This window comes from Thalassotalea litorea (assembly GCF_043642205.1).
Taxonomy (GTDB): Bacteria; Pseudomonadota; Gammaproteobacteria; order Enterobacterales; family Alteromonadaceae; genus Thalassotalea_A; species Thalassotalea_A litorea.
On sequence record NZ_JBHZSG010000059.1, the window covers coordinates 1 to 16,444 of the forward strand.

Annotated in this window: 10 protein-coding genes; 4 read left to right on the forward strand and 6 right to left on the reverse strand. The window is 44.2% G+C overall.

All coding sequences use genetic code 11. The annotated features are described in order from the left end of the window. Positions 1 to 306: 306 nt before the first annotated feature. The gene (locus ACHUFQ_RS15950; protein WP_394176844.1) at positions 307 to 939 is read left to right on the forward strand and encodes a peroxiredoxin-like family protein; all 633 of its coding nucleotides are present in this window, start codon (positions 307 to 309) and stop codon (positions 937 to 939) included. Positions 940 to 1,065: 126 nt separating this feature from the next. Here ACHUFQ_RS15950 and ACHUFQ_RS15955 read toward each other — a convergent pair whose 3' ends face one another. From ACHUFQ_RS15955 to pulA, 6 genes are all read right to left on the reverse strand, one after another. After that, a complete protein-coding gene (locus tag ACHUFQ_RS15955) occupies positions 1,066 to 1,971 on the reverse strand; it encodes a spermidine synthase (protein WP_394176845.1) in 906 nt (301 codons plus the stop codon). Beyond that, positions 1,964 to 2,536, reverse strand: a complete 573-nt coding sequence (locus ACHUFQ_RS15960) for a fused MFS/spermidine synthase (RefSeq protein ID WP_394176853.1) — start codon at positions 2,534 to 2,536, stop codon at positions 1,964 to 1,966. Before ACHUFQ_RS15960 ends, ACHUFQ_RS15955 begins: the two co-directional genes overlap by 8 nt. 139 nt (positions 2,537 to 2,675) lie before the next feature. Beyond that, the gene (locus ACHUFQ_RS15965) at positions 2,676 to 3,692 is read right to left on the reverse strand and encodes a LacI family DNA-binding transcriptional regulator (RefSeq protein ID WP_394176846.1); all 1,017 of its coding nucleotides are present in this window, start codon (positions 3,690 to 3,692) and stop codon (positions 2,676 to 2,678) included. Between the two features lie 184 nt (positions 3,693 to 3,876). After that, complete coding sequence (locus ACHUFQ_RS15970; protein WP_394176847.1) at positions 3,877 to 5,325, reverse strand: MFS transporter; 1,449 nt, start codon at positions 5,323 to 5,325, stop codon at positions 3,877 to 3,879. A gap of 64 nt (positions 5,326 to 5,389) precedes the next feature. Next, positions 5,390 to 7,447, reverse strand: coding sequence for a glycoside hydrolase family 97 protein (locus tag ACHUFQ_RS15975; protein ID WP_394176848.1), 2,058 nt, complete (start codon positions 7,445 to 7,447; stop codon positions 5,390 to 5,392). A gap of 38 nt (positions 7,448 to 7,485) precedes the next feature. Beyond that, positions 7,486 to 10,401, reverse strand: a complete 2,916-nt coding sequence (gene pulA / locus ACHUFQ_RS15980) for a pullulanase-type alpha-1,6-glucosidase (RefSeq protein ID WP_394176849.1) — start codon at positions 10,399 to 10,401, stop codon at positions 7,486 to 7,488. Between the two features lie 405 nt (positions 10,402 to 10,806). Between pulA and ACHUFQ_RS15985 the strand changes: the two genes are divergently transcribed. The 3 genes from ACHUFQ_RS15985 (at position 10,807) to ACHUFQ_RS15995 (ending at position 16,208) form a co-directional block, all read left to right on the forward strand. Continuing rightward, a complete protein-coding gene (locus ACHUFQ_RS15985) occupies positions 10,807 to 13,602 on the forward strand; it encodes a TonB-dependent receptor (RefSeq protein WP_394176850.1) in 2,796 nt (931 codons plus the stop codon). Between the two features lie 129 nt (positions 13,603 to 13,731). Further along, positions 13,732 to 15,234, forward strand: coding sequence for a tryptophan halogenase family protein (locus ACHUFQ_RS15990; RefSeq protein WP_394176851.1), 1,503 nt, complete (start codon positions 13,732 to 13,734; stop codon positions 15,232 to 15,234). A 56-nt stretch (positions 15,235 to 15,290) separates the two neighbouring features. After that, positions 15,291 to 16,208 (forward strand): aldo/keto reductase, encoded by a 918-nt coding sequence (locus tag ACHUFQ_RS15995; RefSeq protein ID WP_394176852.1) that lies wholly within the window; start codon positions 15,291 to 15,293, stop codon positions 16,206 to 16,208. The last annotated feature ends 236 nt before the right edge of the window (positions 16,209 to 16,444 follow it).

A 16,444-nucleotide genomic window follows, 5' to 3' on the forward strand; every position in this document is an offset into this window, starting at 1 on the left:
GCATTTTAGGGATTTTCCCGACCACGTCAACACCCAAATCAATAAAAATCACAAAAAAACGATCGTTTGCTTAAAAAGCCAACAAACCGTTCAATGTGTGAGCAATGTTTATACAAAAAGCTGTAGAGATCGCATTAAAGCTGCAATTTATTTACACTAACGGCGGTCAATCGTAATCATCTGGGTAGTTGGGGCTCTCGCCGTTTAAGCTCAGTCCTAGGCTACGCGCATCACTTTATTTATTGTAACCGTGCGCTGGCATATCTTCTGAAAAATAAAAATTGATAAACATTTAAGGAAACGAAATTGAAAACCTTTACCGCAATAATAACCAGTGCATTACTGCTAGTGAGCACTGCCAGCTATAGCAAACCGGTGGCGGAGTCGGCTGATCAGGTCAGCCCTCTTTTAGTTGGTCAAACCATCCCTGAGGTTACCACCACCACAGTAGACGGTAAAAAGGTTGCTTTTAATGAGATTGTGGACGGCAAGCCGACCGTTCTGTTTTTTTATCGTGGCGGTTGGTGTCCATTTTGTAATGTGCAAATGGGACAATTACAAGCGATCGAAAAGGACTTAGTAGACCTAGGCTACCAATTAATTGGTGTTTCGACCGATTCTCCTGCGGATTTACAAAAGAGCATGACTAAAGAAGAATTAAGCTATCAATTATTATCAGACTTTGATTCGCAAATGAGCCAAGCTTTTGGTTTAGCATTCTTTACCTCACAAAGCGTCACCGATCGCTACCTTGGAAAAATGGATTTGCAGAACCCTTTACAGAAAAACGCAGCTGGTGAAGAGCGATTAGTACTCCCTGCGCCAGCGGTTTATGTTATCGACGGCGACGGTATGGTGCACTTTCAGTATGTAAACCCTAACTTTAAAGTTCGTCTTGACCCACAACTGCTATTGATGGCGGCTAAGTTAGCCAAGTAAACATAACGACTGCATCAGCAAATGCTAAGGTGGGTAATGGCGCAACGCGTTAAATCCATAAATAGTAAAAAAGCTCAAAGTCTTTGATCAAGGCTTTGAGCTTTTTTTAATACGGGGTTTTCTCACTTATCGCAATAAATTCGCGGGCGAGTATTGATCAGTTAGGACGCGATACGCGTCATCTTGTTTTACCTGGCGTTCAAGCAATGATGCTGTGTACTTAATATCCACATCTAGCTGCGCCAATGGGATCTGCCAGTCTTTAACGCGATTAAGCAAGGTTGCCTCGTCAGGAAGTTGTCTGGCCGCCAATATGATTCGGTTTCCCGAATTATTCGCTTTCGAAACGGTATAAAAATCACCAAACACATCATGATAGGTTGCCGTTTCATGATGAAACAATAAAGAACTGGAGAACGTATTGGCAACGACAACACCATTATCGGTTAACAGGGATTTGGTTTCCTGCAAAAACTCCCGGGTCAGCAGATGTTCAGGGATATATTCGCCATTAAAAGCATCAAGAATGATTAAATCATATTTCAACTTTTTTAATCCGGCACGTTTAATAAAGATTCTTCCATCCTGGTTAAATGTCTGGATATTTTCAGACTCTTTAAAGTCAAAGTATTCTTTGGCCACGGTGACAACAGCAGGGTCGATTTCAACATTGTCGACTTTGATATCTGGAAACAACAGCTGCAAACTGTTAGACAGGGTGCCGCCACCTAAGCCAATGATCAACACTTTTTCTGGATTGGGATTTACCAATAATCCAGCAAATACAAATTTAGTGTAATCAAAAACCAAACGATTTGGCTCGTCTTTATCAATACAAGATTGGCTGGATACACGACGTTTGACCGAAAACTTCAGGCATCGGATATTCTTTTTATCTTCAACGAAAATATTCCTATACATCGAACGTTGCTCTTTGATCACTTCAGCAAAGCTTAACGATGGCAATAACACCAGTAAACTGGTCATCGCCACCAACAGACTTTTAGCCTTTATTGTTATGCGATTAGCCATGAGCCATAACCTCTTGATTTTTATTCTGGGTAAAATGATGGTAAGTCCAGGCCAAAGCACCAAGCAATACCAGCAGACCACAAAAAGAAAAGAGAATTTGATTCACTTCAAACCAGAGAACCAAATAAAACGAGGTGAGCAAGGTACCAAGGGCACTGCCCATTGTAGAAACAAAGTAAAGCAATCCAGCGATCTGGCCACTTTCATTATGGTGGGTAACCAAAAGGCGAATCGAATAGGGGGAAATCATGCCGAGAATTATCGTAGGCACTAAAAATAAGATGGTCGATGCGACCAAAGAACCATAGCGGCTATCTTCGATATTCACAAAAACCCAGTCAAGTATATTAGTAGTAAAGTAGATCAAAGGCAGTAGCGTAATGCCCGCCAGGATAAAGATGGCACCAAACCGTTTCAGAGATGGGTTATTCAGGGATAGTCTCCCCCCGTATAGATAACCGACCGAAAGCGCCAGCATAAATACGGTAATAATACTGCCCCAGACATGAACACTGGAACCAAAATAAGGCGCTAAAATGCGCCCACCGAGCAACTGAATGCCCATGATCGAGAAACCACCGGAGAAAGCAAGAAGAAAAATTAGAGGGTTTTGCACAGTACAACCTGAAGACAAGCAATTAACATTGGCTTAACTTACCAGTGAAAGGCTTCTACAGGCAATAGTTATTTAGCGCAGGGACGGATTAACGATTAGAAGACTCTCTGGTGATTAAATGTGTCGGCATTAACACCGTTTTGGGTTTAGAGCCTGCAATCATGCTGAGCAAATTATCCACTAACAGTTGCCCCGCCAACACAGTATCTTGCTTGGAAGTGGTTAACGCGGGCTTGGTATAGCTGGCCATCGGAATATCATCAAAGCCAACAACTGCAACATCATCAGGGACGGTTAAACCAGCTTCCTGCAAAGCACGCATAGCTCCGATAGCAATTAAATCGCTGGCTCCAAATAAACCATCAAAGCTGACACCCTTTGCCAATAATGACTTAGTCGCTTGATAACCGGCTTCTTCGGTTGAAACCGCATTAAACTGAAGATTTGCATCAACAGCTAATCCTGCTGCCTGCAACGCCACTTTATGCCCTTCATAGCGCCCCGAGAACTCGGGAGCCGCATCAGAAATGGTGCCAATAAAAGCCAGGTTACGGCATCCTTTTGCAATCAAATGTTCTGTCAGTTGCTTACCGCCACCGACATTATCACCGCCAATACTGGTTACCGGCATGTCCGTAACTTCAGCACCGAAGCGCACGAAATGGGTGCCTTGTTGATGTAAATGCAACAGCTTATCTCGATAGTCGGTATAGTCACCGTAACCTAATAGAATGATACCATCGGCTTTATTACTATCGGCGTATTCTGCATGCCAGTCATTTTCCATTTCCTGGAATGACACCAGTAAGTCATAACCAGAATTAGAACAGGCGCGGGTAATCGACCCCAACATTGAAAGGAAAAAAGGATTGATTTGCGATTCATCCACACCGGGATCTTCAAACAGCAGTAGTGCCAACGTATTACTTTGCTGCGATCGCAAATTACGGGCATTTTTATCGACTTTATAATTTAATTCTTTGGCGATCGCCTGAATTTTTAGACGAGTCTCTTCATTAACAAGCGGACTGTTACGTAATGCCCTGGAAACCGTGGACTGAGAAACACCGGCTCGATAGGCGATATCAAATGAGGTTGCTTTCACAATAAACCGTCTGGCTACAAATCGATGAAGAAAATGTTACCCCAACTTCATCGGCTTGTATATAAGAGAAGCATTCAGTGCGCAGAACGTGAATATCTTAATCACTCGCAGCTTGCAGAAACGCCTGCTCAAACCTGTCGCCTGCGCACTAAATTCTAAACTCGGTTATGCAATGGGTTTTTAATTATTCGCTATCTTTAACAAAGATTACTGAAACCGCCGCAAGGAACATGGCAACACCCGCTAACATAATAATATTGATAGCTTCATTGCCAAAGATATTGCTTAAAATCCAACCGGAAGCGATACCTGATACTATTTGCGGTGCGGCAATAGTGAAGTTAAAAATTCCCATATACACCCCTGTTTTATCGGCCGGCAGCGAGCCTGCTAGGATTGCATAAGGCATTGCCAAAATAGCTGCCCAGGCAATACCAACGCCCACCATCGACCACATCAACCCTAGCGCTCCCTTCGGTACTTCCACCTGAGTGATGAACAGATCGACATGAGTAATAGTCGGGTCCTGGAACAATACGAAACTTAAATACCCCAATCCACCGGCAACAAGACTCAGTGAATAAGTCAGCTTACGGCCAAAGGTATTAGCAAGCTTGGTTAGCATCAGTGCAAAAATTACCGAAAATAGGGCTTGCGCTGCGTACATAATACCAACCCAGTCACCGGCAGAGCCTTTCGCCGCAGCGATATCTGCTGGTAAGCCGCCCATCGCAGAAATATACGCCGGGTCAAACCATTTTGTGGCAACGCCCCAAGTATGTTGGGTAATTGCCGCAGGGGTATAAGTCCACATAATGAATAGCGCAAACCAGGAAAAGAACTGCACTAATGCCAGTTGCTTCATAATTGGTGGCATGCCTTTGAGAAGATCCCAGAAACCCGCCATCCGCTCGGCGAACGATTTTTTAGCTTGCTGCTCTTTGGCCACAGCTTCAGCGTCCATGCCTTTGAACGCATAGTATTCTTCCGGTGGATATTCCTTAGTTCGAAATACGGTCCATAGTACCGAGCCAAGCAGAATCGTCGCGCCAATGTAGAACGACCAGATAACCGAAGGTGCAACTTCACCCTGAGCAGAAAGGTTGTCCAGACCGATGACGTTGGTTAGGAAGAAAGGCAGAATCGAACCAACTACGGCGCCAATGTTTATCAATAAGGTTTGTACCGAATAACCCTGGTTGCGCTGATTATCTGGCACCATATCAGATACCAAAGAGCGAAACGGCTGGAACGTAACATTAAATGCCGCGTCTTTTATCGCAAAAATAAACAAGCCGAAGATCATCGGAGGGATAAATGCGACAACCATGGAAGCATTGGGTAACAGTGCCATTGCCATAGCGGCGACGATCGCGCCACCTAAAATAAACGGAAGGCGGCGCCCCATTTTATTCCAGGTTTTATCGGATGCTGCTCCAACAATCGGTTGGACAAGAAGACCCATAATTGGTGCCGCTAACCAAAACAGCGAGAGTGAAGATAAATCTGCACCTAAATCAGATAAAATTCGGCTTACATTACCATTTTGTAATGCAAAACCAATTTGCACACCCAGAAAGCCAAAACTGACGTTCCATATTTGCCAAAACGATAATTGTGGCTTTTGTTTCATTGTCATACTTCTTTAATACGGCGCAAGCGCCATCCCCAAATTTTTAAACCTTGGCTAACAAGCTCTATTGAGCCTGCAAACGAATCGCGAAACCGCCACTGTTTGCCATAGTAAGTTTTAATGTATCTTTAGCAGTAACCATTTTTTCTTCGATGGTAATCTCTGCCGGATTATCGACCCAGTTGGTATCTTCTGAATCGCGGTAAATCTGAGCTCGGTATTTTACGCCAGGCTGCAAGAAGGTCAAAGCGACACTAACATCACGAGCATCTTCATCGGTAAGTCCGCCAATAAACCAGTCGTTACTGTCCCGCTGCTGACGAGCAAAAATGACGAAATCGCCCACTTCGCCAGCAAGGGCAATACTTCGCTCCCAATCGGTTGGTACATCCTGAATAAACTGAAACGCCGGTAAATTAGCTTGGTAATTACGTGGTAAATCAGCGGCCATTTGGATTGGGCTATATAACACCACATAGAGCGCCAATTGTTTTGCTAGTGTGGTTTGTGGTCGGTTGGTATCGGCCCCCAGACCATTAAAGGTCATGTCAAAAATACCCGGGGTAAAATCCATAGGCCCGGATAACATGCGAGTATAGGGCAAAATTGCCGCATGCTCAGGAGGGTTTGGTGGATTACCCCAGGCGTTAAATTCCTGACCGCGCGCACCTTCCCGGGAAATCCAGTTCGGGTAAGTACGGCGCAAGCCGGTGTCTTTCACCGGTTCATGAGTATTGATAGAGATTTTGTGTTTTGCGGCAAGTTCTATATTGTACAAATACTCATTCACCATAAACTGGCCGTCGTGCCACTCTTTACGGGCAATGCCATTTTCATCGATACGTTTGATATTGCCGCCATCGGCAACATAACCGGTTTTCACCTGTGCAACATCATACTTTTCATACAACGCAAAAGCATCTTCCATCTGATTACGATAGTTCGTGACATTGCCGGAAGTTTCGTGGTGACCAATAAGACGCACACCTTTGTCTTTAGCATATTTGTAGATTGCATCCATATCAAAATCGGGATAACTCTCAGTGAAACTAAATACATCGCCATTGAAAAACCAATTTCCATCCCAGCCAATATTCCAGCCCTCGACCAAAACACCATCGAAACCATATTTGCTAGCAAAATCCATATACCGCTTAACCTCACTGGTGGTCGCACCGTGTTTATCACCACTGCCCCAGGTGTTTTCGTTAATATGCATGCCCCACCAGATACCGATGTATTTGCCCGGCTCGACCCAAGATACATCGCCTAGTTTGTTAGGCTCATTCAGGTTCAGAATAAGGTGAGAATTCAGCAGACCAGTGGCATCTTCACTAATTTGCACGGTACGCCAAGGGGTATTAAACGCGCCCTGCTTTTTCACCAGTACACCGTCAGACCAAGGAGCCAGATCCGCTTTTAAGAATCCGTGACGACGTTGATCCAGGCTCATCGCCGCATAATCAACCAAAGCTGCTTCGTGAATACTGACATGCACGCCATTAGTTAATTTCATCGTAAATGGCGTATGAGCGCGATCGACATCGCGAAGCGAGGTGGTGTTATAAACATACTCATAACGATTCCAGCCGCGCGTTGGGATCCACCAGACCGTCGCATCGGCGTTTTTCTCCATCACAAACTCAGTCAGCTCGTTGGTGATGTTAATTTCATCTAAGCCTGCCTGCTCAGGGACTTCATAACGAAAGCCGACACCATCGTTAAATACCCGAATTCGCAAGCCATAGGTGTTTACGCTATCGCGATCTGCTTCGAGCGTCACACTCAACTCATTGTGATGATCAAGGATCTCTTTACTTTCGCCCCAAGGCTGTTGCCAGGTTTGTTTTACCTGCTTTTGCTTGCTCGACTTAATTTCAAAGCCAGATTCAAAGTAATCGCTATCGCGAAAAACCAAGCCAAGTGCCGAGGGTTCAATCACTTCCTGCTCATTAAAATCAATGCGATATTTGGGTGTTTTATCGTCATCGCTTACGGTAAACGTGATTTTCCCATCAGGAGACGATACCGATACTTCTTTAGCCATTACCGATGCACTAAATGCACTGACCACAGCAATCAGATAACAAAAACGCTTGTTTACTCGTGTTAACTTACCCATAAACTTTCCTTTCGTTTACGCTTAATCCGGGCTCTCGGCTAGCGTACGAATACCGCTACCGTTAATTTGCCAACATCAAAGCCTGAGTCAGTGACTCGACTTGCACTAATTATTGGATCATCACTTTGCTGTTGAGTCGGATGTAGTTGCCAGCCCTTAATATCACCATAAGTAAAGCGACGGGGTTCAGCCTGGTTGTTAAAAATCACCAGAATTTCATCATAAGTCGAATCTAAGTCTTCAGCCCCATCGATGTTATCATTCAGCTTCATGGCGATAATGCCAGACTGTTGCTCGATACCCGTGTTTTCGAAGGTTACTCGCTGCTGGACATCTTGTGCAGTGGTCAAACGAAACAGCTTAGAAGACATGCGAATCGACAGGTACTCGATAAAACGTTGTTTGGTCCAGGCAATATGTTCCGGTTTCACCGAATCACGACCGTCATTGTTATTGATCACATCCCTAATCAATTGCCAGTTTTGCTGATCCTTTTCCGCTGGTGGCAAACCAATATTGTAATTGTTCGTTTGCATCGCAAAGTCGACCTGATTGAACCAATCGCCGTAGTCGTAACTATCTCTTAAAAACGCTTTTGAACGCAGTAATTCTGAGCCCATGTGAATAAATGGAATACCTTGTGCCATTAATGGGTAGGCTAAAGACAAGACTTGCGCACGCGCTCTGTCTTCGGTACTCATATTATAAGGGAGGCGATACTGATTATTATCCCATAACGTTTGGTTGTCATGTTTGGACACATAGTTAATGGTATCGGCCGGATCTAACGCATAACCCGTTCCTTGATCGCCATAGGGGATATCTTTACCCAATACCTTTTCACCCTGACTATTCTCAAGCGGGAAGGTAGCCAGGTTACCGGCAAGACCGACGCGGATTTGGTCCATGGCAAGCATCGATTTAGCTTGTTCAGTTGTAACCAAATCATTGCCATTGGTAGTTAATTCATTCCCATAGGTACCTAAGCCATTACCAATACCCTGAGCTTTGCGGATATCATCACCTGCCGCGTTAAAAGCACCGCCGCGGACAGCATCACGCAACCGGTCACTGAACGTACCAATTTCCGTACCAGCAAGCTCAAGTTGGCTGGCCTGAATAAACCGTTGATTATCGGCAACTTCACCAAAATTCCAGCCCTCACCGTAAAAATAGGTATCCGCATCTACGGCCTGAACCGCCTTTCTCGCTTCGAGCATTAAATCTTTCGGCTGGTGCCCCATGAGATCAAAACGAAAACCATCAATTTTATAATCTCGAGCCCAGACAACGAGCGAGTCGACCATCAGTTTTGCCATCATCGCACGTTCTGTCGCGGTATTATCGCAACACGTAGATTGTTCAATTGCACCCGTTAAGGGGTTTAAGCGCTGATAGTAATTAGGAACAATTTTATCCAGTACCGAGGTAGTTTCTAAGCCGGCTTTATGCGTGTGGTTATAAACCACATCCATAATCACCCGAAATCCCATCTCGTGCAGACTTTGCACCATTTCTCTAAACTCGATGATGCGAGCGACACCCATAGGGTCGGTTGCATAACTGCCTTCAGGAACGGTGTAATGGAATGGGTCGTAGCCCCAGTTATAATCATCGATATCACGCCATTGACTCACCGCATGCTGTGCTTGCCCGGTCTTGGGATCGAATGATTGCAGCACTGAGGCCAGGCTATCCTGCATTTTCTCTGGTTCAAGTTTGTTTTCACCGGCACACCAATTGTGCTGGGGTTTTAACCTACATAATTTTGCCACCGTATCGGATAGTGACACTCTTTTGTCGGGATCTTCATTGACCGTACCAATATCAAATGCCGGCAATAGATGAATGTTATTCAAACCCGCTTGCTTTAGCTGCTTAAGATGACGCATACCATCACTGTCGGTTTCAGTAAACGCCTTGTATTTTCCTGCATAGCTAACCTTGCTCAAGCGTGAATCGTGGGCGGAGAAATCGCGGATATGGGTTTCATAAAATACGTTATCTTCGATTTGCGCGACCGTTGGCACCTGATGCTGTTGCCAGCCTGACGGCTTTAGGTTTTCACTATCTAAGTCAACCACTTGCGAGTATTCGCTGTTGATGGACAGCGACAGAGAATAGGGATCGGTGGTGATAATCGTTACTGTATCTTTCGCTTGAGGATGATAAATCTCAAGCTCGTACTGGTAATAATATCCCTGGTAATCACCGGCGTGTGTTGCTGACCAAATACCGGTTTTGTTATCTTCCTTGAGGTTGATTTCTTCCGGTTTTACAGACGCTTCAAGCTTTTCATAGAGCTTAACGGTGACCGATTTGGCCGTTGGTGCCCATAAGGAAAACTGGCTGTACGTTTTACCATCCTTTGAGTACGTTGTACTGCCAAACTGCTGATATTCATCGGCGTCATCGTCGCCTGATGTGTACAGAGCATCCAAAAGATTACCGAACTGCACCGATGTCGCAAAACTAACCTGCTGATTTTCATCAAGACTAATTAAGTAAATCGCACCTTTAACAAGCGCCTTAATGTCTTTTTGAGGTAAGTCCACAGTATAAGATTGTCTTGCTTGATACCCATCGAGATGCGGAAAACGTTTTAACAACGACGGGTCACTATCTTTTGCCACTAAGGGAATAAGCTCTGCCACACCGGCGCTGTCAGCGATGGCGGCTAAAAACAGACTCTGTTGCAACGATGGCAGGTCATAACCTAGTAGCTCTACATGGCTTTCGGATAACCAATGGGCTTTCGCGGAATCGCTAGCGCCAATGATTTGGCTCGCGGTAATTTTGTCTATGGCTAAACTGGAATCGGTTGGTAACGTGACTTTTTCATCTTTAACTTGCTCGGATTGACAACCAGCAAGCGCCAGCAAGGATGGCAGCAACATCAGTAGAGAAAAGGTTCTCAGGCGTTTTCTCAGCCATAGAGCAAAAAATTTAATCATAAACTTATCCGTACCATTGCCGGGCTTTTCCGACTCGAAAAAATAGGTTTAAAACCAAGGTCATGGACCCGGTATATGTTTTCGCTAGGATGCTCGATGATTCTCTAATAAGCAAATGCATACGTATTCAGGCCGTTTGGCAACGCCTGTAACCTTGCAATAAACTCACAATAACCTATTGTTTTAAATGCTTTTTAGCGGTTCATTGTTAACCACAGGTAAAAGTTGTTACGCCCATGCATTGCTTTAATGAATACGTATGCAAACAATTCTTTTATTCGACCAGTGCCATTAACATAGTCAGAATCCGCAAAAAGTGGGTGTATTTTGTACAAAAAGCACATATAACTTAATCAGGACGATTAAGACAATAATGATGCATGGATGTATACGGGGAGAAACAACATGTTAAATTTTAAGCCGAACAAGGTGGCGTTAGCGCTGGTATCTACCGGCCTAATGGCTATGAGTTCTGTGTCTTTTGCTGCTGAAGAAGCAACCGCTGAACAGCAAGCTGAACAAGAAGTTGAAGTTATTGAAGTCACGGGTTTCCGTCGAAGCGTCGTGGAATCAATGAACACCAAGCGCTACTCAACAAGTGTTGTAGAAGCGATTTCTGCTGAAGATATCGGTAAACTACCAGATTCTTCCATTGCAGAATCTATCGCCCGCCTACCGGGCATCACCGCACAACGTCTAGATGGCCGTGCGAGCAAAGTCAGTATTCGTGGTTTTGGCGAAAATGAATCCGCCACAACCTTTAATGGACGTGAACAGGTATCTATTGATGATAACCGTGGCGTTCAATTTGATCTTTATCCTTCAGAGATCATGAGCGGTGTAACCGTTTATAAAACACCTGATGCCACCATTGAAGGTGAAGGTATTGCCGGTGTTGTAGATTTACAAACCATTCGTCCGTTAAGCATTGATGAGCGTGTTATCCACATCAATGGCCAAATGGAAAAAACCAGTTTTAGCGAATTAAACCCGGATGCCGACGATACTGGCTACCGTGGCACCTTCGCATACATGGACAAATTTGCAGACGACACTGTAGGTGTTGCCGTTGCTGTTTCTACCATGAGTTCTCCAAACCAGGAAAAGCGCTGGAATGCTTGGGGCTACCCAGAATTCACCGCTGAAGATGGCAACTCATATTCAATTTTAGGTGGTGCAAAGCCTTTCGTTCGCTCTTCAACCCTAGAGCGTGATTCAATCATGGGTGTTTTCGAATTCCTACCATCGGATAGCTTCCACGTAACCGTTGATGCGTTATACGTTGACTTCAAAGATGAAAAAATCTTACGCGGTATTGAGGTTCCATTTGCCTGGGGTCAGGGTTCTGTATCAGCGATTGACGTAGATCCTGAAACCGGATTTATCACTAGCGGTTTAACCGAAGGTCAACGCGTAGTTGTTCGTAACGACTATGAAGAACGTGCTGCGGACCTGTCCTCACTCGGCATCAACGCTGAATGGGACGTTTCTGATAACTGGACTCTTGAAGCTGACGCTTCTTACTCTAAAGTTGACCGTACCATCTGGTCTCTAGAGAGTTATTCAGGTACTGGTCGAGGCGATTCTCGTGGTGTTGCTGACGATATTGGTTACACTTTCGATGGTGGCAATACGGGTGCTAAATTTTCACCAACGCTTGACTACTCTGATTACAACCTAATTCAGTTAGGTGGTCCATTATCTTGGGGTTGGAGCTCAGCACTAAACGATAAATACGGTATCACAGGGACTGAGTACGAAAACCAGGCGCAAGATGGTTTCCTCAATACTCCGGAAGTTGAAGATGAGCTAACGTCATTACGTTTTGCGGCGACGCAAGTTTTAGATAATGACTTTATTGGTTCTGTAACTTACGGTATGTCGTATAAGCAACGAGAAAAAACCAAAGAGTCTGACGGCTTCTTCATGACCGTAAATGGTTTCTCTTTAGACAACCCTGGTATGCTTCCAGTACCTGAAGATTATCGTCTTGGTTCTGTAAACCTGGACTTTATCGGCATGGGTGACATGATTGCATATGACGTGCGCGGTTTGATGAATGATGGTTACTATGACTTGTTATCTGAAAAGCTAACAAATCCAAGTCATTCAACAAAATCCTGGACAATTCAGGAAGATATCCTTTCTGCATTTGTAAAAGCGGATATCAATGCTGAAATCGGTAACTTACCGTTATCCGGTAACGTCGGCGTACGTTATGTTCAAACCGATCAATCATCACAAGGTAATGCATTTAATACCGTTGATGGCCTAATCGTGACATCACCTACCGATGTTGAGCATGATTTCTCTCACGTATTACCAAGTCTGAATCTATCTTTGGCCTTAACCGATAGCCAAACGGTACGATTCGGTGCTGCGAAAACAATTTCTCGTGCACGTTTGGATTGGATGAACGCGTCTATTAACGCCACATACAACCAGACACCTGACGCTAATGGTAACAACTGGAGCGTTAACGGCGGTAACCCGCTACTTGAGCCAAAAGAAGCCATTGGTCTTGATTTAACCTATTCAAATTATTTCTCTAGTGAAGGTTATTTCTCTGTTGCACTTTTCCATAAAGATCTTAAAAACTGGATCTTCGATGGTACTTATGAAGTTGACCTAACCGGCGTTGCGGATCCGATTTCTGGTGAAATTCCAGAAAACCCAATCGCAACGGGTACCGGTAAAGTAAATGGCGGTGAAGGTACATTATGGGGCTATGAAGTTTCTGTAACGTTACCATTTAACGCATTTGCAGAAAGCCTTGACGGCTTTGGTGTTATCGCCAGTTACACGGGTGTTGAGTCTGACATCGAAGATCAAAATGGTAACGAGTTCCAGTTACCTGGTCTTTCCGATTCAATTGCAAACTTAACCGCATACTACGAAAACAACGGATTCCAATTCCGTGCAAGCATGCGTTATCGTGATGACTTTAAAGGCGATGTCTATGGCTTAGGTTTCGACACGGTACAAGTTGATATCATCAGTGAAACCATTGTTGATGCACAAATTGGTTATGACTTTGGTGAAGCAGGATTTGAAAGCCTAGACGGCCTGTCAATCTTCCTACAAGGTTACAACTTAACGAAAGAGCCGTTCACCTCATTATCTGGTGATAACGCTTTACAGGTTCGTGACTACCAAGACTACGGTAGCAGCTACTTGCTTGGCTTTAGCTACAAACTGTAATTTCGTTTAGCCACAACCATTTAAAAGCCCTACACCTATAATGGTTTAGGGCTTTTTTATTTCGAAAAATTCTTTAATATCAACTAATCGCTCTATTAATCGCATTTATACAAGTTCGTTGAGAAACCTATGAAAAATAATGTTGTTTCAGATGTTGTCATCCTTGGTGGCGGCACCGCTGGCTGGATCACCGCATCCCTATTAGGCCGAGTGCTAGGCAAAGTCATTAACATCACTTTGGTGGAATCAGATCAGATTGCAACGGTAGGTGTCGGTGAAGCGACCATTCCACCCATCATAAATTTAAATAATGCGCTAGGCATCCCAGAGTCCGAATTTTTAAAAGCTACCAATGGTTCAATCAAATTAGGTATCGAATTCGACGGCTGGAAAACCGAAAACGATAGCTATATGCATGCCTTTGGTGGCATTGGTAAGGATTTTCCATTCAGCAACTTCTATCACTATTGGTTGAAACATAGAGAGACAGCGGAGAAACCCTATGATTTTTGGGATTTCTCGCTAAATTATCAGGCTGCGAAGCAAAATAAATTTGCAAAGATGGCGAAGATTGAAGGGACCAATTTACCCGGCATCAATTACGCCTACCACTTTGATGCCACTTTATATGCAAAATTTCTCAGCGCATTTGCCCAGAATAAAGGGGTCACGCGTGTTGAAGGCAAGGTCAAAACGGTCCATACCAATGACGACAACGGCTTTGTATCATCGTTAGAACTCAGTGATGGTCGACAGATAGCCGGTGAGTTATTTATTGATTGCAGCGGATTACAAGGTTTACTCATTGATAAAACGCTTAATACTGGATTTGAAGACTGGTCACACTGGTTACCCTGTGATCGTGCAATTGCGGTGCAATCAGATCGTTTAGAGAATATACCTCCTTATACCAAATCTACGGCTCATCGAGCGGGCTGGCGCTGGACAATTCCGTTACAGCACCGAACTGGCAATGGTATCGTCTATGCGAGTAATCACATGAGCGATGACGAAGCTCAAGAGCTATTGCTAAATTCAATCAATAGCGCGCCTCTCACTGAACCTAAGGTGATAAAGTTTAAAACCGGACGGCAGCGAAAGCAGTGGCATAAAAATGTGGTCAGTATCGGTCTGTCTAGCGGATTTTTAGAGCCGTTGGAATCAACCAGCATCCATCTGATTCAAAGTTGCGCGACTCGCTTAATCAAAGTTTTTCCCCATCAGGGTATCAATAGCCGCGATATTGAGGAGTTCAATCGTCAGAGTAAAATCGAAATTGAGAATATTCGCGATTTTATCATTCTGCACTACAAAGTGAATCAGCGCAGCGATTCCCGATTTTGGACTCAATGCCGACAAATGGATATTCCTGAAACACTGCAACGGAAAATTGAATTGTTCCGGGAAACGGGAAAGATATTTAGGGAGCAAGACGACCTCTTTACCGAAATTGCCTGGCAGCAAGTCCTTATTGGACAGGGGATGATCCCCAATGATCATCACATATTGGCAAATCAATTATCACAACCACAACTTGATGAACTCATGAAAAATCTCGACACCATAATCACCAATGCGGTAAATAAAATGCCTGAACATAGGCAATTTTTGGCACAAGTTAACCAAAAATAACGGCTATTATATCAATAGCATCGATAAATCCTGGATACGGGCATGTACTTATACTTATGAAAACGTTAAACATTCCACAATTACCATTACCTTCATCGCGCCTAATCTATGGCTGTATGCGCATCAATGGTGATAATTCGCCGGCAGATATTGCCAAAGGGAAAAGAGCCATCGAAGCGGCCATCGACGAGGGTTACAATCATTTTGATCATGCTGATATTTATGGCAACGGAGCTTGTGAGTCCATATTTGGCGATGTTATCAAATCGCAGCCACATTTGCGTAATAAGCTGTTGATCACCTCAAAAGCTGGGATTCGCTTTGCCAACACGCCGGTAACTGGTGAAGTCGGTCGCTATGATTTTTCCCATGACTATTTAATTACTCAAGTTGAAGGCTCGCTAAAACGATTAAACATCGATGCTCTGGATATGTTTTTGCTGCATCGACCGGATTATCTGTTTAACGCTGAAGAAGTGGCGCATACCCTGAATGAATTAAAACAGCAGGGTAAAGTAAAACACTTTGGTGTCAGTAATTTCTCGCCGTCACAGGTAGAACTATTACAATCGAAAATGGATGACGCGTTACTGGTTAATCAGGTAGAGATCAATATTCACAATATCAGTGCTTTTGAAAATGGCACTTTAGATCAATGCCAGCAATATGGCATTACTCCGATGGCTTGGTGTCCGATTGCTACCGTTGTTTATGAAGCCTGGGGCAATACCTTCAACCAAGACGATGTCGAACGTATTCATCTTGAATATCAACGGCAGGCAGATTTTTACGGCTGTGAAAAATGGGTTGTTGCGTTGGCCTGGCTGTTAATCCACCCGGCGAATATCTGTCCTATTGTCGGTTCAACCAATCCAGAGCGCATTGCGATGGCAAAACAGGCACTGGCGTTAAATTATCGACACGAAGACTGGTATCGCTTGCTTGAGGCCCGCAATGGCCACCCGGTGCCCTAAGTCATTCATCTTCTGTTGCTAACGCCTGGAAACTGCTGTTATCGTATTTAATACATTCGGAAGGAACCACGATAATTAATGAGCTTTTGGAAAGAGTTGTACGATATATACCAGCATCAATTGCAATCTAATCGCCTCGCAAAAGGGGCGAGTAGGGCATTATACCAATCACATTAAATTATTGCTCACTCAGTGAGAATTTAAAGGCTTTTAGGCAAGGCTTTGATTGCAGAGAA

Bases quoted from the DNA above. Each gene is read 5' to 3' on its own strand.
- ACHUFQ_RS15955 (WP_394176845.1), bottom strand. From the start codon at position 1,971: ATGGCTAATCGCATAACAATAAAGGCTAAAAGTCTGTTGGTGGCGATG.
- ACHUFQ_RS15960 (WP_394176853.1), bottom strand. From the start codon at position 2,536: ATGGGCATTCAGTTGCTCGGTGGGCGCATTTTAGCGCCTTATTTTGGT.
- ACHUFQ_RS15970 (WP_394176847.1), bottom strand. From the start codon at position 5,325: ATGAAACAAAAGCCACAATTATCGTTTTGGCAAATATGGAACGTCAGT.
- ACHUFQ_RS15975 (WP_394176848.1), bottom strand. From the start codon at position 7,447: ATGGGTAAGTTAACACGAGTAAACAAGCGTTTTTGTTATCTGATTGCT.
- pulA (WP_394176849.1), bottom strand. From the start codon at position 10,401: ATGATTAAATTTTTTGCTCTATGGCTGAGAAAACGCCTGAGAACCTTT.
- ACHUFQ_RS15985 (WP_394176850.1), top strand. From the start codon at position 10,807: ATGTTAAATTTTAAGCCGAACAAGGTGGCGTTAGCGCTGGTATCTACC.
- ACHUFQ_RS15990 (WP_394176851.1), top strand. From the start codon at position 13,732: ATGAAAAATAATGTTGTTTCAGATGTTGTCATCCTTGGTGGCGGCACC.
- ACHUFQ_RS15995 (WP_394176852.1), top strand. From the start codon at position 15,291: ATGAAAACGTTAAACATTCCACAATTACCATTACCTTCATCGCGCCTA.